Genomic DNA, 19,451 nt, shown 5'->3' on the forward strand with positions numbered 1-19,451 from the left:
TTCTCGCTTGTCGCGAAGCCGCAGATTATAGCAAAGATTCTACGGACTGCCAAAGTTATTTACCGTGGGGTAAAACATTCAGGCATCGAAAGTAAACCCGGAAGGACTAGGGTCGGCCCCTGAGGGGGCCTGCGTCCCAGTGGGGCGCAGGCCGATCCAGAAGGGACTGACCTTCTTAAGACGCTTCCTTCAACTGCTCCAGAATCGCCGGGTTTTCCAGGGTCGACACGTCTTGCGTGATCGTCTCGCCCTTGGCCAGCACGCGCAGCAGGCGGCGCATGATTTTGCCGGAGCGGGTTTTTGGCAGGTTGTCGCCGAAACGGATTTCCTTCGGTTTCGCAATCGGGCCGATTTCCTTGCCGACCCAGTTGCGCAGCTCCAGGGCCAGCTTCTTGGCTTCCTCGCCTGTCGGACGCGCCTGCTTGAGCACCACGAAGGCGCAGATCGATTCGCCTGTCGTGTCGTCCGGACGGCCGACTACCGCCGCTTCGGCCACCAGCGGGTTGGCCACCAGGGCCGATTCGATTTCCATCGTGCCCATGCGGTGGCCCGACACGTTCAGCACGTCATCGATGCGGCCCGTGATGGTGAAGTAACCGGTGTCCTTGTTGCGGATGGCGCCGTCGCCTGCCAGGTACATCTTGCCGCCCAGCTCTTCCGGGAAGTAGCTGGACTTGAAACGCTCGGGGTTGTTCCAGATCGTACGGATCATCGATGGCCATGGACGCTTCACCACGAGGATGCCGCCCTGGCCGTTCGGCACGTCCTGGCCCGCTTCGTCGACGATGGCGGCCATGATGCCCGGCAATGGCAGGGTGCAGGAACCGGGGACCATCGGCGTGGCGCCAGGCAATGGCGTGATCATGTGACCACCCGTTTCCGTTTGCCAGAAGGTATCGACGATCGGGCATTTCTCGCCACCGATGTTCTTGTAGTACCACATCCACGCTTCTGGATTGATCGGCTCGCCTACCGTGCCCAGCAAACGCAAGCTGCTCAGGTCGTAGTTGCTTGGGTGGACTTTCGGGTCCACGTCGGCCGCCTTGATCAGCGAACGGATGGCCGTGGGGGCGGTGTAGAAAATGCTGACGTTGTGTTTCTTGATGGTTTCCCAGAAACGGCCCGCGTTCGGGTAGGTCGGGATGCCTTCGAACACCACTTGCGTGGCGCCCACGGCCATCGGGCCGTACGCGATGTAGCTGTGGCCCGTCACCCAGCCGATGTCGGCCGTGCACCAGAACACGTCGTCGGGCTTGATGTCGAAACTCCACTTCATCGTCAGCGCGGCCCACAGCAGGTAGCCGCCGCTCGAATGCTGCACGCCCTTCGGCGTGCCCGTCGAGCCGGAGGTGTACAAGATAAACAGTGGATGCTCGGCATCGACCCATTCCGGTTCGCATTGCGCGCTCTGGCCTTCGACCAGGTCGTGCAGCCACGTGTCGCGGCCAGCCACCATCGGCAGGTCGCTGCCCGTGCGTTGATACACGATGACGTTTTTCACGGAGTCGCAGCCGCCCAGCGCCAGGGCTTCGTCGACGATGGATTTCAATGGCAGCTTTTTGCCGCCGCGCAATTGCTCGTCGCCCGTGATGACGGCCACGGCGCCCGCGTCGATGATGCGTTCCTGCAAGGACTTGGCCGAGAAGCCGCCGAACACCACGGAATGGGTGGCGCCGATGCGCGCGCAGGCTTGCATGGCGGCCACGCCTTCGACGGACATCGACATATAGATGATGACGCGGTCGCCCTTGGCGATGCCTTTGGATTTCAGGCCGTTGGCGAACTTACAGACTTTTTCGTGCAGTTCTTTATAGGTTGCCTTGGTAACGGTGCCGTCGTCCGCTTCAAAGATGATGGCCGTCTTGTCGCCCAGGCCATTTTCGATGTTGCGGTCCAGGCAGTTGTACGACACGTTCAGCTGGCCGTCTTCGAACCATTTGTAGAACGGGGCGTTGTCTTCGTTCAGGGTGCGGGTGAACGGCTTTTTCCAGCTCAGGTTCTCGCGCGCCAGCTTGGCCCAGAAGCCTTCGTAGTCGCGTTCGGCATCGGCCACCATGGCGCGGTAGGCGTCCATGCCGGAAATCGTTGCCTGTGCGGCAAACGCTGCCGACGGTTCAAATACGCGCGACTCTTCCGGTCCCTGCTGCTCAGTGCCCTGCCCTTGGTTCTCTATAGCGGCCATGCTAGTCTCCAGTGTAGTAATTGTTTATTAACACAATATTCCTGCTGTCTTACGGACGCCTTACATGCAGCGTTTTCCCCGATCCATTCTAACCATAATCGCCACCGGCGACGGGCGTCAAGCGCGCGCCGCCCAGCATTCTGGATGGGAAAACTGATAACAAGTCAATTAGTTGGCGTCGCTTTGTGTTTCATCAAGCCCAAGAATCCAAATCGAGGGCATGCGCAGTGATCAGCAGCAAGTGTAAAATGTCGGGCATACCAAAAATTGGTATTTACCCCCAGGAAACTCCAGATGATCGACCATTCACAAAAACCCAAACATAGCAAACTGCATCCCCTGTCCGCCTTCATCTTCATGTCGCGCTGGCTGCAGCTGCCGCTGTACCTGGGTTTGATCCTTGCCCAATGCGTCTACGTATTTCATTTCTGGGTGGAACTGTCGGACCTGATCGGCGCCGTATTCGGCAATGACGCGGCCCTGCAGCACGTCTTGACGGCCGTGGCCGTACCGGGCGGCGCCCTGCCGACCAAGCTCAATGAAGCGACCATCATGCTGGTGGTCTTGGGCCTGATCGACGTGGTCATGATCTCGAATCTGTTGATCATGGTCATCATCGGCGGCTACGAAACGTTCGTGTCGCGCATGCACCTCGACGACCATCCGGACCAGCCGGAATGGCTGTCGCATGTGAATGCGTCCGTGCTGAAGACGAAACTGGCGATGGCCATCATCGGCATCTCGTCCATCCACCTTCTGAAGACGTTTATCAATGCCAACTCGTACAAGATCGAAGTGATCATCGCGCAAACGGTGATCCATATGGTCTTCATCCTGTCGGCGATGGCGATTGCGTACACGGACCGCATCATGACGGTGACGCAGAACCAAGCCAGGGCGCCCCACTAAGTTCTGGCGCTCCCATACTGATTAGCAAACAGCATCAAAGTCCTACCCTTCTTATCCACCGCGAGAACACCATGACTGTCATAAAGCAAGAAGACCTGATCGAATCCGTCGCCGCAGCGTTGCAGTACATTAGCTACTACCACCCTGCTGATTACATCGAGCACCTGGCGCGCGCCTATGCGGCCGAGCAAAGCCCGGCGGCAAAAGATGCGATCGCGCAAATCCTGACCAACTCGCGCATGTGCGCGGAAGGCAAGCGTCCTATCTGCCAGGACACGGGTATCGTCAACGTCTTCCTGAAAATCGGCATGGGCGTGCGCTTCGAAGGTTTCAGCGGCACCGTCACCGACGCCGTCAATGAAGGCGTGCGCCGCGCGTACAACTTCGACGACAACAAGCTGCGCGCCTCCATCGTGGCCGACCCGCATTTCGACCGCAAGAACACCAAGGACAACACGCCAGCCGTGGTGCACATGGAACTGGTCGAAGGCAATACCGTCGACGTGAAAGTGGCGGCCAAGGGCGGCGGCTCGGAAAACAAATCCAAGATGATCATGATGAACCCGTCCGATTCGCTGGTGGACTGGGTCATGAAGACCGTGCCGACCATGGGCGCCGGCTGGTGCCCGCCCGGCATGCTGGGCATCGGCATCGGCGGCACGGCCGAAAAAGCCATGCTGATGGCAAAAGAAGTGTTGATGGAGGACATCGACATGTTTGAGCTGAAGCAACGCGGCCCGCAGAACAAGCTGGAAGAACTGCGCATCGAGCTGTGCGACAAAATCAACTCGCTGGGCATCGGCGCACAAGGCCTGGGCGGCCTGACGACCGTGCTCGACGTGAAAATCATGATGCACCCGACGCACGCCGCGTCGAAGCCTGTCGCCATGATCCCGAACTGCGCCGCCACGCGCCACGGCCACTTCGTGCTCGACGGTTCCGGCCCTGCCTACATGACGCCGCCGTCGCTGTCGTCGTGGCCGGAAGTGCACTGGACGCCGGACACGGAAAAATCCAAGCGCGTCGACCTGAACACCCTGACGAAGGAAGAAGTCGCTTCGTGGACGCCGGGCCAGACCTTGCTGTTGAACGGCAAGATGCTGACGGGCCGCGACGCCGCGCACAAGCGCATCCAGGACATGCTGGCCAAGGGCGAAGAGTTGCCGGTCGATTTTAAAAACCGCGTGATCTATTACGTCGGCCCCGTCGACCCCGTGCGCGACGAAGCCGTCGGCCCGGCCGGTCCGACGACCGCCACGCGCATGGACAAGTTCACCGACATGATGCTGGAAAAAACGGGGCTGATCGCCATGATCGGCAAGGCCGAACGCGGCCCGGTCGCCATCGAATCGATCCAGAAGCACCAGTCGGCCTATTTGATGGCCGTGGGCGGCGCCGCCTACCTGGTGTCGAAAGCCATCAAGCACGCCAAGGTGCTGGGCTTTGCCGACATGGGCATGGAAGCGATCTACGAATTCGACGTCGTCGACATGCCGGTGACGGTGGCCGTCGATGCGAAGGGCACGTCGGTGCACAACACGGGCCCGAAAGAGTGGCAGGCGAAGATCGAGCAACTCAATAGCGTGAGCAAGATTCCCGTGACGGTTGCTTAAACAAGCTCTACCATAGACGCCGCGCGGCAACACCAGCGCGGCGTTTTTTTATCTTCTTCGGCTTTATATGACTTCTATTGCAAGCACTGCCCGCCCAGACGCGCCCATCGGCATCTTTGACTCCGGCGTGGGCGGCCTGTCGGTGCTGCGCCATATCCGCGCGCAGCTGCCGCAGGAAGATTTGATTTACTTTGCCGATTCCGCCTACGCGCCATATGGCGACAAGACGGAACAGCAAGTGATCGACCGTTCGCTGGCGATCACCGCCTTCTTGTTGCAGCAAGGCGCGAAAGCATTGGTGGTGGCGTGCAACACGGCCACCATCGCCGCCATCAAGGCGCTGCGCGCACGCTATCCCGACCTGCCCATCGTCGGCGTCGAGCCGGGCCTGAAACCGGCGGCCGCCATCAGCCGCAACGGCAAGATCGCCGTGCTGGCCACGGAACGTGCCTTGCGCGGCGACAAGCTGCTGGCCCTGCGCGAGCAGGTGAGCGCAGCCACGGGCGCCACGTTCATCTTGCAGCCCTGCATCGGCCTGGCCGACCGCATCGAGCAGTGCGAGCTGGGCAACGACCCGCTCGACGCCACCAGCGCCATGCTGGAACGCTACATCGCGCCCATGCTGGAACAAGGCGTCGATACCCTCGTGCTCGGCTGCACCCACTACCCCTTCGTGCAGGACGCCATCGCACGCACGGTGCGCGCGCATACGCAGGAAACGATCACCCTGGTCGACACGGGCGACGCCGTGGCGCGCCAGCTGGCCCGCCTGCTCGACGCGGCAAGCTTACGCCGCATCAACAACGATGCGCCCCAGCTGCAGGGCTACACAACGGCCAAGGTCGAATCCCTGGCGCAAGCCTTCGCCGGCTTGCTGGACTTGCACCCGCCTGTCGAACACCTGTCCGTGTGAGCGAAAACAGGCGTTTTCATGCAATCTTTCGATTCTTTAAAAAAGACTGCATTTAGATTTGCCACTTTGCCGAGTTCTTTGTATAATTCGGCACCTGTTCAGCAAAACAGCTAAACAGGCAAGTAAGACAGTGGTGGCTGTAGCTCAGTTGGTAGAGTCCAGGATTGTGATTCCTGTTGTCGTGGGTTCGAGCCCCATCAGCCACCCCACAGAATAAAGAAGAGCCCGGTTTTCAAACCGGGCTTTTTCTATTTCAGAGCAGGTTTTTATGGCGTAAATCAAACACCATGACTATCTGCACAGGATGGCGATGTTGCGCTCACCGACATGCTCACCTTGCCGATAAGTAAAAGTACAGCTGTTGATACTGTCGTCGAGCCGCATCGCCAAAGTCAGCTGACCCGTGCCGCCGTAACGACAGGCCAGCCATTTCCCGTCCGGAAACTTGCCATCGAGCCGATAAGTATCTACCCAACCTTTTTTCAAGCGCTTTTGCCGGAAGTCCGACAGCTCGCCCAACTGCTCCGGTGGCCCGTTCATCGGCGCCGCCGCATGCAGGTAAAGTGGCGAACCGACATAGCTGGTCCAGCCTTGCGGTACATCGGCAAGCTGCAGCGAGCCCTGGGAAATCGACACTGGGCAGGCAACGGGCGCGGCGCTGGCTGTCGATTGCTGGCACGATATGGCCAGCAGTGCCATTGCAGGCCAGCAGATCCGTGCTGCCATTGTCGTTTTTGAGTATGCCATGACCAACCTCATTCAATCACGGAAAATGCATCGGCGTTATCGCTGGCGTGGATGTAATTACCGCGCTTGTCCTTGCCTTGCGAGCGTATCAGCCGCACCGAAATTTCGGTCTTGCCGTCGGCTTTCCATTGGTCTGCAATATAGATCCCGCCTATCGCCTGGCCGATGAACAAGGCGGCATGATTGCCATGTGGTCGGTTCGGGTAACGCCCCCTGACCAATGTGGCGATCGCGGTTCCCGGTTTGATGATGGCGTTCCCCAACACCGCTTCGCCCTCGCGCCAGTTTGCCGTGACTGGCGCGCGAGCATAGTACTGCACCAAAGCGACGCAGTGGCGACTACCGACAACGGGCCTGCCTTTCAACTCGGCGACATTGGAATAAATATAGGGCATGAATCATCTCCTTGAGATAGATGTCATGCCACTCTATGCCGGATCAGGGACGGCGCTTTTAAGCAAGCACAACTGTTTTCCCAATCCCAGGCGCATTCTTGCAAAAAAGCCGGCATGCAGCCGGCCCTCTTCGTCTTTTACTGCAGGATACCTATCCCGCCAGCACCGACTGCACCGTCGTCGCCAGGTCGTCCAGGCGCACCGGCTTGACGAGGAAGTGGCGGAAGCCCACGGCCAGCGCGTCGTCCATGTACATGGGCAGGCTGTGGCCCGTGACGGCGATCAGCACGGCGTTGGCCGTCTCGGGATTGTGGTGCAGGCGGCGGCCGATTTCGATGCCGCTGATGCCGGGCATTTCGATGTCGAGGTAGACGGCGTCGGGCACGCACAGCTTGACTTGCTCGACGGCCATCTGCCAGTTGCGCACCACCACCGCATGGTGGCCCAGCGCTTCGAGCAGCATGGCCAGCGATTCGCCCACTTCCTGGTTGTCGTCGACCACCAGCAGATTCAATTTGCGCGCAGCACTTGCCGGCTGGTCGCCCTGGCGGCGTTCCACGGAGGAATCGCCTGGTGTCGTTTCAGTTGTCTGGCTCATTGTACGTTCACGTCTGACGGCTGCAAAAGCGGCAGTATACAAGAAGCACGCAAAATGCCGCCGCACCCCAGCAATGGTGCCAAGCGGCAATCCAAACTCCTTCCTGTACCGCGCCAGCAACACTTCCCGCCTTTCTCCAGGCAAAGCCCATCCTACGCAGTTTGCGCAATTGACGGATAAAATGAGAATCATTATCATTCTTATCCCCTTGCGCCGGATGTCCACGCCACGATGTTGTCGCGCCGCCCGATTGCCCGCGCAAACATTGTCATTACGGAGATCCATGCATGGCTGCCACACCTGTCACACTGCCCTTTTCGCTGCGCCCGTGCGCGCTGGCCATCGCCCTCGCCTGCCTGGGTGCCCCGCTTGCCGCGCAGGCGCAGGACGCCAATAGCGCTGAGAATGCCGGTCCCATCCTCGAATCGATTCAGGTCAGCAGCAACTTGCTGGGTACCAGCATGGCCGCCAGCACGAAGAATTTCGCGGGCGCGCGCACCGTGGTGCAAAAGGACGATATCGAGAACTCGGGTGCAACCAGCCTCAGCGACGTGATGCGCCGCATTCCCGGCGTGCAGATCAGCGACAATTCGGGCAGCGCGGGCAGCGCCATTTCGCTCAACATCGGCGTGCGCGGCCTGGCCGGACGCTATTCGCCGCGCAGCACGGTGTTACTTGACGGCATTCCGATGTCGGTCGCGCCGTATGGCCAGCCGCAACTGTCGTTCGCGCCCGTCAGCCTGGCCAATGTCGAGACTGTCGACGTGGTGCGCGGCGGCGGCGCCGTGCGCTTCGGCCCGCAAAACGTGGGCGGCATCATCAACTTCAAGACGCGCCGCGTGCCCACCACGCCAGGCATCACGGGCGACGCCACGGTGCGCTACAACTCTTACAGCGAAGTGGGCCACAACACGCAGGCCAGCGTCTTTGCCGGTACCCAGCTCGACAGCGGCTTGGGCCTGGCGGTGCTGTATTCCGGCATCCGCGGCAGCGACTGGCGCGTGGGCAGCGATGAAAAAGTCAACGACTTCGCCCTGAAATTCCGCTACGACCTGAGCCCGACGGCCGAGGTGTACGGCAAGCTGTCCTACTACGACGTGACGTCGCGCACGCCGGGCGGCCTGACTGCTGCGCAATACAAGCAGGACCCGTTCCAGAACACGCGCCCCACCGACTTCTGGAGCGGCGAGCGCAAGGCCTTCGACATCGGCTACCTGAATGCTATTTCGAACACGCAGGAATTCGAAGTGCGCGCCTACTACAACAAGAGCTCGCGCGAAAGCACCCTGATCAGCGGAAAAAACCTGGGCCACCAGCCGCGCAACTATGAAACGACGGCCATCGAGCCGCGCTACACGGAGCGCTTTATCACCGGCAAGGTCACACAGGACGTCACCGTCGGCTACCGCTACCTGGCCGAGCGCGCCGACGAAGCCATCTACAACGTGGTCATCGCCAGCGGCGTGCGGCAGGCGCCGACGCGCTTTGCCGACAATGCCACCGATGCGCAGGCCGTGTATATCGATGACAAGATCGCCATCGACGCCTGGCGCATCACGCCGGGCGTACGCTACGAGCACATCAAGACGGAACGCTTCAACCATTTGCCGGTCGACCAGAAGATCGAACTGCTCAACAACAAGGCCCTGCCCTCGCTGAACGTCGCCTACTTGCTCAATAACAACGTGACCCTGTTCGGCAACTACAACAGCTCGTTTGGCGCCGTGCAAAATACGCAGCTCAATGCGCAGTCGAGCAAGAACCCGCTGCAACCGGAACTGGCAAAAACAGCCGAGCTGGGCGCGCGCTGGAAGAGCGGCCAGCTGTCGGCCGAAGCCACCTTGTTCAACATCAAATTCGACAACCAGATCCAGTCCGTGGGCAGCGGCGAGAACGTCGTCTTCTACAACGTGGGCGCCACGCACCACCGCGGCCTGGAAACGGCCGTCGACTACCGCTTCGACAAGTCCGGCCCGCTGGCCGGCTTGAACGCCTACGCCACCTACACCTACACCAAGGCAACCTTGCAGGATGGTGCGAACGCGGGCAACGACGTGCCCTTCTATTCGCGCACCACGGATACCGTCGGCGTCCACTATCAGCTGGGCGCCTGGGGTGTTGATTTGTCGAGCAGCCATCAGAGCCGCCAGTTCGCCGACGAAGCGAATACCGTGGCGGAAAACCCGGCCGGCAACCTGGGCGTGATTCCCGGCTTCCGTACATGGAACACGCAGGTGAAATGGACAGTACCGGGCCAGAACGGCCTGGAGCTGGTTGCCGGCGTCAACAACCTCGCCGACAAGCGCTACTTCACGCGCACCTCGGACGGCAACCTGGGCAAGCTGGTGGGCGCGCCGCGCATGGTCTACCTGCAGGGCCGCCTGGCGTTCTGATGCCTGCGCGAAGGCGCCTATCGAATCGATATGCCGCTACGCACGGCAGTTACCTGAAAAAACCTGCATCGTTGTTGTTACGATGCAGGTTTTTTTACGTCCCGATGTCACAAAAATACCGTGACGCAAGTAACTCCAAGCTTGCGTTCGCCTTGGAGCTTCACAGCAATTCATTCACCATAGAAATTAATTTCCATGTAGACACAAATGATTTCACAATTGCAAATAATTTTAGCGAGCGCGTGTTCTTTTTGTGAGTTTTGGTGATATTCTTTAAATGTCATTTAAGAAATCAAATTATCTTTTAACCAATCAAACGAGAACCCATGAAAACGCCAGCCACCCTCCTGAAGATCGCCGCACTGGCCACCCTGGTCACCGCTGGCGCCGCCAACGCCGCGACCGAACTGGTGGTCAATGGCAGTTTCGAAAACAATGTCATCGCCTCAGCCTGGGCCCCGCTCAGCAGCGTCACAGGCTGGACTTCATCGGCCAGCGGCAATTCGGCCTTTGAAATCCAGAAAGGCGCCACGCAAGGCGGCCAGGGCGGATTCAATCCCGTCGCCGCCAGCGGCACGCAATACCTGGAACTCAATACGGACCGCCTGACGTCGGTATCGCAAGCGATCGCCACCACGGCCGGCAGCACCTATGCGCTGTCGTTTGCCTACTCGGGCCGTCCCGATACGGCGGGCGGCGCGAACAGCCTGATGAATGTCTACTGGGGTTCGACCCTGCTGACGCCAACGGCATTGATCGGCAACACGAGCGGCGTGTGGCAAACCTACAGCCAGAACGTGACCGCACTCGGCTCGTCGAGCCTGCTGCGTTTCGAATCGATCGGCCCCGTCTCCGCACCGACCTATGGTTCCTACCTGGACAACGTCTCGGTGACGGCCGCCGTGCCGGAACCTGAAACCTACGCCATGATGCTGCTGGGCCTGGGCTTGCTGGGTTTCATGGCACGCCGCAAGACAGCCGCCTGAGTCCGGACAGACGCCACGCAACAGCCGTCCCGCCGTTTGGCCGGGCGGCTTTTTCACGTCCGAAGAAGCGTGCACTGCCGCATTAGATGTTGCCCAAAAGAATTAAATTGGCGCTACAATAGCGGGGTATCAAGCAATGCCAAGCATCGCTCCGCCAGGGCCCCTACCCCGCCCTGATCATCAGCACGCATTTTTTGAACAGGATGACTGGCGCTGCCGGACCCGATTGCGCTCCCGGCACGGCCACCACACACGCACCATGTCCGCAGAAAACACCATTACCGAAACGAGTTCCTACGGCAAGGAAACACCCGTGGGACGTCCCGACATCGATGGCCGCGCCGGCATTTTCGTGCCCACGGCGGAATTCGACATCAGCAACACCACCACCATCCGCAAGGGCGCGGGCATTGTCGGCTTCGGCAACCTCGACGGCACCCTGACCGTGTACTTCGAAGCGAACCGCTTCGACGAAAGCAATCTGCACAAATGGGAACACAAGGCGCGCAAGGCATATGACCGCATGGTCATGGGCGCACCCACGGTGTCGAAGGCGAAGATCGACGCGCGCATGCTGGAACAGGTTGGCATCATCGATGGCATGGGCATCAATCTCAAGCATCCGGAACGCCTGACGCACTGGCTGGCGATTTCGAACGTGCCGGACACGGCGCCGGAAGAGCCGGTGCTGCGCTGGAAAAACCGCTAAGTAATCCTCAGGAAATTATTGTGAAGTTATGACGAATAGAACCGGATGCTATGCAAGGCGCCCGCTGCGACTTAGTGCGAGCACTGCTAGCAGTGGGCAACACCGCAGAGCGCCGGTTATAGAAGTCAGAAATCGCAATAATTTATTGGGGGTTACTTAGGCCGCCGGAGAGCGAGGCGGGGCCTCAGCGACGAGGTGTTGTCCTACATCGTGGCGGACATTCATCCGATGCCCGAGAGCATTTATTCGACCTATGATGAAAGCCTGACAACCCACCTCACACCATTCAGGAGTACGACATGTCCCGCCTCATCCCGATCAGCTTTGGCGCCTTGCAAATAGGTCTGGCAGCGGCGGCGATGTATATCCTGTGCTCGGCGGACGTGCTGCACCAGAGTTCGGTATATTTCCACTGATTGAGCTTCGCGGCCCTGCTCGTCATCGCCAATGAGAAAGCGCGCCGTGCTTCGTAAAGCACGGCGCGCTTTCTCACGCCAGAAGGACTACGTCCCGCGTCTAGCGGCGGCCGTGGTAGTGTCCATGCCCGCCCCAGCCGCCGCGGCGTCCGCCATAGCGCCCAAAGCCAAACATGAAGTCCAGCCCGATCGATACGGGCGGATTGTAATAATACGGTTGCGGCGCGTACACGGGCGCCGGCACATACACGGGCTGCTGCACGTAGACCGGCGACTGCTGCACGTAGACGGGCTCATTCGTGTATTCCACGCGCGGCGCGCTCATCACGCGGCCCGACTGCACCGGCTCGGACGAGACCGTATGCCATTCATAGGGATTGTAGGCCCCCTGCGGCGCGCGCGAACCGTAATACGCGGGCCCGGGCGGGGCCACGACGCAGCCACCCAATGCGGCCAGCGAAATTACTGCCAACAGGGTTTTCATCGCAATTCTCCTAATATGTACTACCTCGAGTAAGTACTATAAGAAATTACGCCGTGCTTTGCTGTGCTTTTACCGATTGTTACACCCCGACGCACGCCGCAACATGAAATGTGGCAATGGCGCCACAAGCGGCCCATGCGCCATGTTTCCTCAGATAAATGGAATGTCGCACGTGTCGATGGCCTTGCCTGCGGCATCGTAGCGCTGCACACACACCTGGTAGCGCACGCCGTAATCGAGCTCGACCTGCTCGACCTTGCCATACTTCAATTTCCAGCTGGGCTGCACACGCTGCTTGCCCGCCAGGGCCGCCACGTCCTGCGGTATCGCCATCGCCGTTTGCGTCTCGCCCTGGCGCGCATCCTGGCGCCGCGCCACGTCGATCGCAACGTTCACGGCCAGGTCGACGCCGCCGTCCGCATAGGCCAGCTTCGGCGCGCTGCGCTGCGCCCGCATCACACCCCAGCTGCAAGCCTTGCCGCCGGCCTCGCATTGCTTCAATTGCGCCAGCGGAAAATATTCAGGGGCAATCTTGCCATCCTTGATGGGCCAGCTGGTGCGCACGCCGTCGCGCTTGCCCGTCAGGGGATTGTCCCAGCTCAGGCTGTTGACGACGGCGACGGTCTGCCCCGCCTGCAAGCCCACAGGCGTGCCCAGGGAAGCGCAGGCGGAAAGCAGCAAGCCGGTGGCCGCCAGGGAAGAAAGTGTCAGGATGCGCTGCATGGTAGGCCTCTTGTGGTGGGATATCCCGAAGGTATGTTTCGAGGGTAACAGAATCCGCGGCGGCAGCGCCGTTGGCTGCCGCACATAACAATACGGGCGGCACCCTCGCAGGCGCCGCCCGTAGCGGATACGGTCATGCCGGGAGCAGCGCTCCCGGCAGTGCCTGGATCAGTCCAGCTTCCAGGCGTAGTCGACCTTGGTCCAGGTTTGCGCAGGGGAACCATCCTTGGTGCCCGGCTTGAACTTGCATGCGGACAGGGCCTTGATGGCGGCCTTGTCCAGGTTCTTGAAGCCGCTGCTCTTCTCGACTTTCGAATCGGCAACGCTGCCATCGGCATTGACCAGGAAGGACATCGACACGGTGCCCTGCTCTTCGTTCATCAACGAGGCTTTCGGATAGTCGGCCTTGCAGTTCTTGGCATCGAACGACGCGGGTACCTCGGCAGCGAAGGCTGCGGAAGAAACGGACACCAGCAAGGCTGCTGCAACACTCATCAAACGCTTATTCTCAAACATGTGCTTCCCCATGATTATCAGATACGGTAATTACAACTTCCTGTGCGCTGTTGGCCGCGCTTAAAACTCTTCCCATTCGTCATTGCTGGTGCTGCCGGCCCCTGCCGCCTTGCGTGGTGCCGCGGCAGCCACGGGCGCGGCCGCTTCGGTCTTGCGGGTCAGCGATTTCACCGGACGCAATGCGGGCGCCGGCTTGCGCACGGCCGCTGGTGCTGCAGCCACGGGTGCCGGCACAGACGCCGCTGCCGGTTTCTGTTCGCCTTCGACCAGTTTGAAGATGCTGACCACGTGGGCCAGTTCGGCCGCCTGGTCCTGCAGGCTTTGCGCCGCAGCGGCGGCCTGCTCCACCAAGGCCGCATTTTGCTGCGTCATGCCGTCCATCTCGATGATCGACAGGTTGACCTGTTCGATGCCGGCGCTTTGTTCCTGGCTGGCACTGGCGATCTCGCTCATGATGTCGGTCACGCGGCGCACGCTGTCGACCACTTCGCCCATCGTCACGCCAGCCTGGCCGACCAGACGCGTACCGCGTTCCGTCTTCTCGGCCGAATCGTCGATGAGGATCTTGATTTCCTTCGCGGCGCCAGCGGAGCGCTGGGCCAGGTTGCGCACTTCGGACGCCACCACGGCAAAGCCGCGGCCTTGCTCGCCGGCACGTGCCGCTTCCACGGCCGCGTTCAGCGCCAGAATATTCGTCTGGAAGGCGATGCCGTCGATCACGCCGATGATGTCGACGATTTTCTTGGCCGACTCGTTGATCGAGCTCATGGTGTCGACCACTTGCGACACGACGGAGCCGCCCTTCAGGGCCACGTCCGACGCGGTCGCGGCCAGCTTGTTCGCTTCCCGTGCATTGTCCGCATTCTGTTTCACGGTCGAGGTCAGCTCTTCCATCGCGGACGCCGTTTTTTCCAGCGCGCTGGCCTGCATTTCCGTGCGCGACGACAGGTCGATATTGCCGTCGGCAATTTCACGCGATGCCGTGCCGATGGTTTCCGTACCGACGCGCACCTGGCCGACGATGCCCACCAGGCTGTTGCGCATTTCCTTCATTTCCGCCAGCAGGCTGGAATTGTCCGATGGCTGGGTGTGGATGCCGATCGACAGGTCGCCATTGGCGATGCTGCCGGCGATCGATGCCGTGTAGTCAGGCTCGCCGCCCAGCTGTTTCAGCAGGCCGCGGGTAATCACCAGTGCCGCCGCCACGCCCATCGCTACGGCCAGCACGCCGAGGATGATCATGAACAAACGCGCGCTGTCGAAGGCCTTGCGGGCATCCGACTGCATCTGTTCATTGAGCTTGTCTTCCAGGGTGGCCAGCTGCTCCAGCGCTTCCATCCATTTTTTCTGTACCGGGCGGATTTCCTTGATCATCACGCGCGTGGCGCCTTCCGCATCGTTGGCCATCCACAGTGCGGATGCCTTGGCGATGGCCGGCATGGCGGCCGCTTCGTATTCCTTGATCGAAGCGAGCAGGGTCTTTTCTTCGGCAGTCGACTCGATGGCGAATTTCTCCTCGAGCTTCTTCTGCGTTTCCTGATAGGTGCTCGTCTGCGTCTTGATACGCGCCATTTCCGGCTCCATATCGCTCGCGTCGGTCATCAGGGTGAGGATGCGCAGCGAGGTGATGCGGTCGCTGACGTTGCCACGCATATCGATCACCAGGCGGGTGACGACATTGTTGACATTGATCACGTGATCGAGACGTTCCTGGATTTGCGCCATGCGCGCGATGCCGAGGACGGTCACGGCCACCAGCAGAACCAGTACCAGGGCGAAACCCAGGCCCAGGCGGGTACCAACCTTCATTTTTGCTAAATTCATTTCGGCTCTTCGTAAATGAAACTATTGATAAGGATTTTTTGCCCGGCACGACAAGACGAAGGCTGCGGTACACCGGTATCCGCCCTTACCCATTGGTATGCTGGCGGTATCCGGCTGCACGCAGCCTGGGGTACTTCCTGGTCCTTCGCCAGCCCTGAAACAGCCAGTGACTGCGAATGCAAACTTGCTCCACACGCTGAATTTTTGACACTGATGATATGAGATCAACATCAAACATTCATATGAGAAATATTTGTCTATAATCAATTATAGGTGTAAATTTTGCCTCAAAGCAAGCAATAAGTACCTGAATAAATGGCAGATTAACTTTCTTCGGGGAAATGGCAACAACGCCGATTCTTGCCTCTTAGAAATGCCCCATGGCAGTGCGGGCGTGCGCCGAAACGGCGCATTTACAACACATGGCGTAGCCATATTGCATCGTTTTGGAAGAGGTGCTCAGAGGAAGGGGGAGTACGGACAATACCACTGCGCAGAAGCAGCGGTATAGACAAGTTGGCTCAGCTGTCCCAGCTGCAATGCATCACATAGGCGTGGCACTCTGTGCCAAAGACAAAGACGCTCCAGATGGCGCCCAATTGCCCGGTCAGGCTGATCTGGCCAGATGATACCAATTGATACCAGCGCGGCTCGCCGCGCAGCAGTTCGGCCAGTTCGCGCTCGAAACCGTCATATAAACGCGCATCGAGCGGCTGGCGGTCCGCCTCGCTCATGGGACGAAACCGCTCCAGCAACCACTGGCGCGGCGTGCAGGCGATGCCGCTGCACACCACGCTCTCGAGCGGCTGCAAGGACAAGCCCGCCGGCGCAATCCGCAGCGCGCGGCACAAGGCATCGAGCGATGCCTGCGGCGCGACGGGTTCCAGATACTCGCAAAGAAACAAGCTGCCGTCATCCTTCAGGGCGCTGACGGCCAGCAAGTAGCCCTCGATCACGCGCGCAAGGCTGTGGCAGTCGCCGCTCATCAGGCAGGCAGCGACAAACGCGCCGCCGCTTCCAGCAGCAAACGGGGGTCGCCCGAGGCCAGCTTCTTCGAGTCCGACAGGGTCTGGCGGAAGCCGCGCGCGCCGGGCAGATTTTGCATCAGGCCCAGCATGTGGCGCGTGACGCTGTTCAGTTTCAAACGCCCCGCTTCTTTTTCCAGCTGCGCGCTAATGTACGGAATCATCGCCTCGAGCACCTGTTCGCGCGTTTTCACGGGCGTGTCGTCGCCGTAGTAGCGCTGGTCGAACTGCGCCATCACGTACGGGTTGTGGTACGCCTCGCGGCCCAGCATCACGCCATCAAGGTGCTGCAAATGCAGGTCGATCTCGTCCAGGGTCTTGATGCCGCCGTTGATGATGAACTCGAACTGGGGAAAATCGCGCTTCAGGCGGTAGGCGTAATCGTATTTCAGGGGCGGCACTTCGCGGTTTTCCTTCGGGCTCAGGCCTTTCAGGATGGCATTGCGCGCATGCACGATAAACGTCTTGCAGCCGGCGTCCGCCACGGTACCGACGAAGTCGCGCACGAAGTCGTACGATTCGCTGTCGTCGATGCCGATGCGGTGCTTGACCGTGACGTCGATGTCGACCACGTCGCGCATGGCTTTCACGCAGTCGGCCACCAGTTGCGGTTCGGCCATCAGGCAGGCGCCAAACGCGCCTTTTTGCACGCGCTCGGACGGGCAGCCGCAGTTCAGGTTGACCTCGTCGTAGCCCCACTGCTCACCGAGCTTGGCGCTGGTGGCCAGGTCTGTCGGATCGCTGCCGCCCAGCTGCAGCGCCACCGGATGCTCTTCCTCGTTGAAGCGCAGGTGGCGCTCCACGTCGCCGTAGACGAGCGCGCCCGTCGTCACCATCTCGGTGTAGAGCCAGGTGTGGCGCGTGATTTCGCGGTGGAACTTGCGGCAATGGCGGTCGGTCCAGTCCATCATCGGGGCGACGGACAGGCGGCGGGAAGGCAAAGAAGAGGAAGTCATGGTCTCTACAAAAAACAGGGGCTGCAAATGACAAACCCGCTGCGCGCCTCACCGGTGAAGGAAAGGCGGAGCAACGGGCTTGAGCGCGGCATGGCCCGCAGGCCATGCTTTACAACAGATTACGCATCACGCGACGCTTTTTTACGCTCGTGCTCTTTCAGGAAGCGCTTGCGCAGACGGATCGATTTAGGCGTGATTTCCACCAGTTCGTCGTCCTCGATGAATTCGACTGCGTATTCCAGCGACATCTGAATAGGCGGCACCAGGCGCACCGCTTCGTCGGTACCCGACGAACGCACGTTGGTCAGCTGCTTGCCCTTGATCGGGTTGACGACAAGGTCGTTGTCGCGCGAGTGGATACCGATGACCATGCCTTCGTAGACTGGGTCATTGTGCGACACGAACATGCGGCCGCGGTCTTGCAGTTTCCAGATAGCGTAGGCAACGGCGGCGCCGTCATCTTGCGAGATCAGCACGCCGTTACGACGGCCAGCCATTTCGCCACGGGTGTTGTCGACAGGCGCGTATTCATGGAACACGTGGCTCATCAGGCCGGTGCCGCGGGTCAGGGTCATGAATTCGCCCTGGAAGCCGATCAGGCCACGCGCCGGGATCAGGTACTCGAGACGCACGCGGCCCTTGCCATCCGATTCCATGTTTTGCAGGTCGCCGCGACGACGGCCCAGTTCTTCCATGACGCCGCCCTGGTTGGCTTCTTCCACGTCGACCGACAGATTTTCAAACGGCTCGTGGCGCACGCCATCGACCATCTTGAACACCACGCGTGGACGCGATACGGCCAGCTCGAAGCCTTCGCGACGCATGTTTTCGATCAGAATCGTCAGGTGCAGCTCGCCGCGGCCCGAAACTTCAAAGATCGTGTCGTCGTCGGTCGGCGCTACGCGCAGAGCAACGTTGGCTTTCAATTCTTTTTCCAGACGGTCACGCAGTTGGCGCGAGGTCACGAACTTGCCTTCGCGGCCAGCCAGTGGCGAGTTGTTGACCATGAAGTTCATGGTCAAGGTCGGCTCGTCGACGGTCAGCATCGGCAGCGCTTCCGGGGTGTCCAGTGCGCACAGGGTCGAACCGATGCCGATTTCGTCGATACCGTTGATCAGGCAAATGTCGCCGGCAACAGCTTCGTCCACCAGCACGCGCTCCAGGCCCTTGAAGTTCAGCACCTGGTTGATGCGGCCTTTGATTGGCGTGGCGCCTGGGCCATTGATGACCAGCACGTCTTGACCAACTTTCACGGTACCGCGGTTGACGCGGCCAATGCCGATCTTGCCGACGTACGACGAGTAGTCCAGCGAGGTGATCTGCATTTGCAGCGGGCCTTCCGGATTGTCGTCACGTACTGGAACGTGTTCCAGGATGGCGTCGAACATCGGCTTCATGTCGCCGCCGCGCACGTCTTCGGTCAGGCCGGCATAGCCGTTCAGGCCGGAAGCGTAAACGATAGGGAAATCCAGTTGCTCGTCGGTTGCGCCCAGCTTGTCGAACAGTTCGAACGTCTGGTTGATGGCCCAGTCAGGACGTGCGCCTGGACGGTCGATCTTGTTGACGATCACGATAGGCTTCAGACCCAGTGCCAGCGCCTTGCGCGTGACGAAACGGGTTTGCGGCATCGGGCCTTCCTGTGCATCGATCAGCAGCAGAACCGAGTCCACCATCGACAGAACACGTTCCACTTCGCCGCCGAAGTCGGCGTGGCCTGGGGTGTCGACGATATTGATGTGGGTGCCTTCGTACTCAACAGCGCAGTTCTTCGACAGAATCGTAATGCCGCGCTCCTTTTCCAGGTCGTTCGAGTCCATGACTCGGGTGTCGACCGCTTGGTTTTCACGGAAGGTGCCGGACTGGCGCAGCAGCTGATCCACCAGCGTGGTTTTGCCGTGGTCAACGTGGGCGATAATGGCGATATTACGAATTGCGCGTTTTGTATTTGACATGGTCGTAGTAGTTACTGAAAAACTGCGGAGTGCGTACAAGGTGTACGAGATACCCGAATGCTAATCTATTTCCGGAACCGCGTAGTATAGCATGTTGCGTTGCAACGCTA

At 60.1% G+C, this 19,451-nt stretch carries 17 protein-coding genes and 1 tRNA gene; 7 read left to right on the plus strand and 11 right to left on the minus strand.

Translation table 11 applies throughout. The features are described 5' to 3' along the window. Nucleotides 1–175: 175 nt before the first annotated feature. A complete protein-coding gene (gene acs / locus AC1RBA_RS16570; protein WP_492419173.1) occupies nt 176–2,182 on the minus strand; it encodes an acetate--CoA ligase in 2,007 nt (668 codons plus the stop codon). A 294-nt stretch (nt 2,183–2,476) separates the two neighbouring features. On the opposite strand from acs, the gene AC1RBA_RS16575 reads away from it, so the two are divergent. The 4 genes from AC1RBA_RS16575 to AC1RBA_RS16590 all read left to right on the plus strand — a co-directional run bounded on the left by AC1RBA_RS16575 (nt 2,477) and on the right by AC1RBA_RS16590 (nt 5,826). Beyond that, nucleotides 2,477–3,091, plus strand: coding sequence for a YqhA family protein (locus tag AC1RBA_RS16575; protein WP_070218187.1), 615 nt, complete (start codon nt 2,477–2,479; stop codon nt 3,089–3,091). A 71-nt stretch (nt 3,092–3,162) separates the two neighbouring features. Further along, entirely contained in the window at nt 3,163–4,704 is a 1,542-nt protein-coding gene (locus AC1RBA_RS16580; RefSeq protein ID WP_086144995.1) for a fumarate hydratase, read from the plus strand. A gap of 67 nt (nt 4,705–4,771) precedes the next feature. Then, complete coding sequence (murI, locus tag AC1RBA_RS16585; RefSeq protein ID WP_492419175.1) at nt 4,772–5,617, plus strand: glutamate racemase; 846 nt, start codon at nt 4,772–4,774, stop codon at nt 5,615–5,617. Nucleotides 5,618–5,750: 133 nt separating this feature from the next. Further along, nucleotides 5,751–5,826: transfer RNA gene (locus AC1RBA_RS16590), tRNA-His, on the plus strand. An 82-nt stretch (nt 5,827–5,908) separates the two neighbouring features. Here the strand turns inward: AC1RBA_RS16590 and AC1RBA_RS16595 are convergent. The 3 genes from AC1RBA_RS16595 to AC1RBA_RS16605 all read right to left on the minus strand — a co-directional run bounded on the left by AC1RBA_RS16595 (nt 5,909) and on the right by AC1RBA_RS16605 (nt 7,357). Then, entirely contained in the window at nt 5,909–6,364 is a 456-nt protein-coding gene (locus AC1RBA_RS16595; protein WP_492419177.1) for an STY0301 family protein, read from the minus strand. Nucleotides 6,365–6,372: 8 nt separating this feature from the next. Next, complete coding sequence (locus AC1RBA_RS16600) at nt 6,373–6,759, minus strand: BPSL0067 family protein (protein ID WP_492419179.1); 387 nt, start codon at nt 6,757–6,759, stop codon at nt 6,373–6,375. Nucleotides 6,760–6,910: 151 nt separating this feature from the next. Continuing rightward, nucleotides 6,911–7,357 (minus strand): response regulator, encoded by a 447-nt coding sequence (locus tag AC1RBA_RS16605; RefSeq protein WP_162995554.1) that lies wholly within the window; start codon nt 7,355–7,357, stop codon nt 6,911–6,913. 287 nt (nt 7,358–7,644) lie between these two features. Between AC1RBA_RS16605 and AC1RBA_RS16610 the strand changes: the two genes are divergently transcribed. The 3 genes from AC1RBA_RS16610 to AC1RBA_RS16620 all read left to right on the plus strand — a co-directional run bounded on the left by AC1RBA_RS16610 (nt 7,645) and on the right by AC1RBA_RS16620 (nt 11,445). Next, complete coding sequence (locus AC1RBA_RS16610; RefSeq protein WP_492419181.1) at nt 7,645–9,750, plus strand: TonB-dependent receptor family protein; 2,106 nt, start codon at nt 7,645–7,647, stop codon at nt 9,748–9,750. Nucleotides 9,751–10,076: 326 nt separating this feature from the next. Beyond that, entirely contained in the window at nt 10,077–10,736 is a 660-nt protein-coding gene (locus AC1RBA_RS16615; protein WP_070218193.1) for an FxDxF family PEP-CTERM protein, read from the plus strand. Nucleotides 10,737–10,995: 259 nt separating this feature from the next. Next, complete coding sequence (locus tag AC1RBA_RS16620) at nt 10,996–11,445, plus strand: hypothetical protein (RefSeq protein ID WP_492419182.1); 450 nt, start codon at nt 10,996–10,998, stop codon at nt 11,443–11,445. A gap of 516 nt (nt 11,446–11,961) precedes the next feature. Here the strand turns inward: AC1RBA_RS16620 and AC1RBA_RS16625 are convergent. From AC1RBA_RS16625 to typA, 7 genes are all read right to left on the minus strand, one after another. Further along, nucleotides 11,962–12,345 carry a hypothetical protein gene (locus AC1RBA_RS16625; protein WP_070311565.1) on the minus strand — a complete coding sequence of 128 codons (384 nt, stop codon included), beginning with the start codon at nt 12,343–12,345 and terminating at the stop codon, nt 11,962–11,964. A 150-nt stretch (nt 12,346–12,495) separates the two neighbouring features. Further along, nucleotides 12,496–13,068, minus strand: coding sequence for a hypothetical protein (locus tag AC1RBA_RS16630; protein WP_492419184.1), 573 nt, complete (start codon nt 13,066–13,068; stop codon nt 12,496–12,498). Between the two features lie 168 nt (nt 13,069–13,236). Beyond that, entirely contained in the window at nt 13,237–13,584 is a 348-nt protein-coding gene (locus AC1RBA_RS16635) for an energy transducer TonB (RefSeq protein ID WP_070218202.1), read from the minus strand. Between the two features lie 60 nt (nt 13,585–13,644). Further along, nucleotides 13,645–15,408, minus strand: a complete 1,764-nt coding sequence (locus AC1RBA_RS16640; RefSeq protein ID WP_254679555.1) for a methyl-accepting chemotaxis protein — start codon at nt 15,406–15,408, stop codon at nt 13,645–13,647. Between the two features lie 521 nt (nt 15,409–15,929). Continuing rightward, complete coding sequence (locus AC1RBA_RS16645) at nt 15,930–16,394, minus strand: hypothetical protein (RefSeq protein ID WP_492419186.1); 465 nt, start codon at nt 16,392–16,394, stop codon at nt 15,930–15,932. Beyond that, nucleotides 16,394–17,389 carry a tRNA dihydrouridine(20/20a) synthase DusA gene (gene dusA, locus AC1RBA_RS16650; protein ID WP_070291210.1) on the minus strand — a complete coding sequence of 332 codons (996 nt, stop codon included), beginning with the start codon at nt 17,387–17,389 and terminating at the stop codon, nt 16,394–16,396. Before dusA ends, AC1RBA_RS16645 begins: the two co-directional genes overlap by 1 nt. 119 nt (nt 17,390–17,508) lie before the next feature. Beyond that, nucleotides 17,509–19,341 (minus strand): translational GTPase TypA, encoded by a 1,833-nt coding sequence (gene typA / locus AC1RBA_RS16655; RefSeq protein ID WP_070223676.1) that lies wholly within the window; start codon nt 19,339–19,341, stop codon nt 17,509–17,511. Nucleotides 19,342–19,451 lie beyond the last annotated feature (110 nt).

Source organism: Janthinobacterium sp. GW823-FHT03B06 (assembly GCF_058796955.1).

What these genes read in the sequence shown, in the direction of transcription:
- acs (WP_492419173.1), bottom strand. Translation starts at nt 2,182, where the DNA reads ATGGCCGCTATAGAGAACCAAGGGCAGGGCACTGAGCAGCAGGGACCG.
- AC1RBA_RS16575 (WP_070218187.1), top strand. Translation starts at nt 2,477, where the DNA reads ATGATCGACCATTCACAAAAACCCAAACATAGCAAACTGCATCCCCTG.
- AC1RBA_RS16580 (WP_086144995.1), top strand. Translation starts at nt 3,163, where the DNA reads ATGACTGTCATAAAGCAAGAAGACCTGATCGAATCCGTCGCCGCAGCG.
- murI (WP_492419175.1), top strand. Translation starts at nt 4,772, where the DNA reads ATGACTTCTATTGCAAGCACTGCCCGCCCAGACGCGCCCATCGGCATC.
- AC1RBA_RS16595 (WP_492419177.1), bottom strand. Translation starts at nt 6,364, where the DNA reads ATGGCATACTCAAAAACGACAATGGCAGCACGGATCTGCTGGCCTGCA.
- AC1RBA_RS16600 (WP_492419179.1), bottom strand. Translation starts at nt 6,759, where the DNA reads ATGCCCTATATTTATTCCAATGTCGCCGAGTTGAAAGGCAGGCCCGTT.
- AC1RBA_RS16605 (WP_162995554.1), bottom strand. Translation starts at nt 7,357, where the DNA reads ATGAGCCAGACAACTGAAACGACACCAGGCGATTCCTCCGTGGAACGC.
- AC1RBA_RS16610 (WP_492419181.1), top strand. Translation starts at nt 7,645, where the DNA reads ATGGCTGCCACACCTGTCACACTGCCCTTTTCGCTGCGCCCGTGCGCG.
- AC1RBA_RS16615 (WP_070218193.1), top strand. Translation starts at nt 10,077, where the DNA reads ATGAAAACGCCAGCCACCCTCCTGAAGATCGCCGCACTGGCCACCCTG.
- AC1RBA_RS16620 (WP_492419182.1), top strand. Translation starts at nt 10,996, where the DNA reads ATGTCCGCAGAAAACACCATTACCGAAACGAGTTCCTACGGCAAGGAA.
- AC1RBA_RS16625 (WP_070311565.1), bottom strand. Translation starts at nt 12,345, where the DNA reads ATGAAAACCCTGTTGGCAGTAATTTCGCTGGCCGCATTGGGTGGCTGC.
- AC1RBA_RS16630 (WP_492419184.1), bottom strand. Translation starts at nt 13,068, where the DNA reads ATGCAGCGCATCCTGACACTTTCTTCCCTGGCGGCCACCGGCTTGCTG.
- AC1RBA_RS16635 (WP_070218202.1), bottom strand. Translation starts at nt 13,584, where the DNA reads ATGTTTGAGAATAAGCGTTTGATGAGTGTTGCAGCAGCCTTGCTGGTG.
- AC1RBA_RS16640 (WP_254679555.1), bottom strand. Translation starts at nt 15,408, where the DNA reads ATGAATTTAGCAAAAATGAAGGTTGGTACCCGCCTGGGCCTGGGTTTC.
- AC1RBA_RS16645 (WP_492419186.1), bottom strand. Translation starts at nt 16,394, where the DNA reads ATGAGCGGCGACTGCCACAGCCTTGCGCGCGTGATCGAGGGCTACTTG.
- dusA (WP_070291210.1), bottom strand. Translation starts at nt 17,389, where the DNA reads ATGACTTCCTCTTCTTTGCCTTCCCGCCGCCTGTCCGTCGCCCCGATG.
- typA (WP_070223676.1), bottom strand. Translation starts at nt 19,341, where the DNA reads ATGTCAAATACAAAACGCGCAATTCGTAATATCGCCATTATCGCCCAC.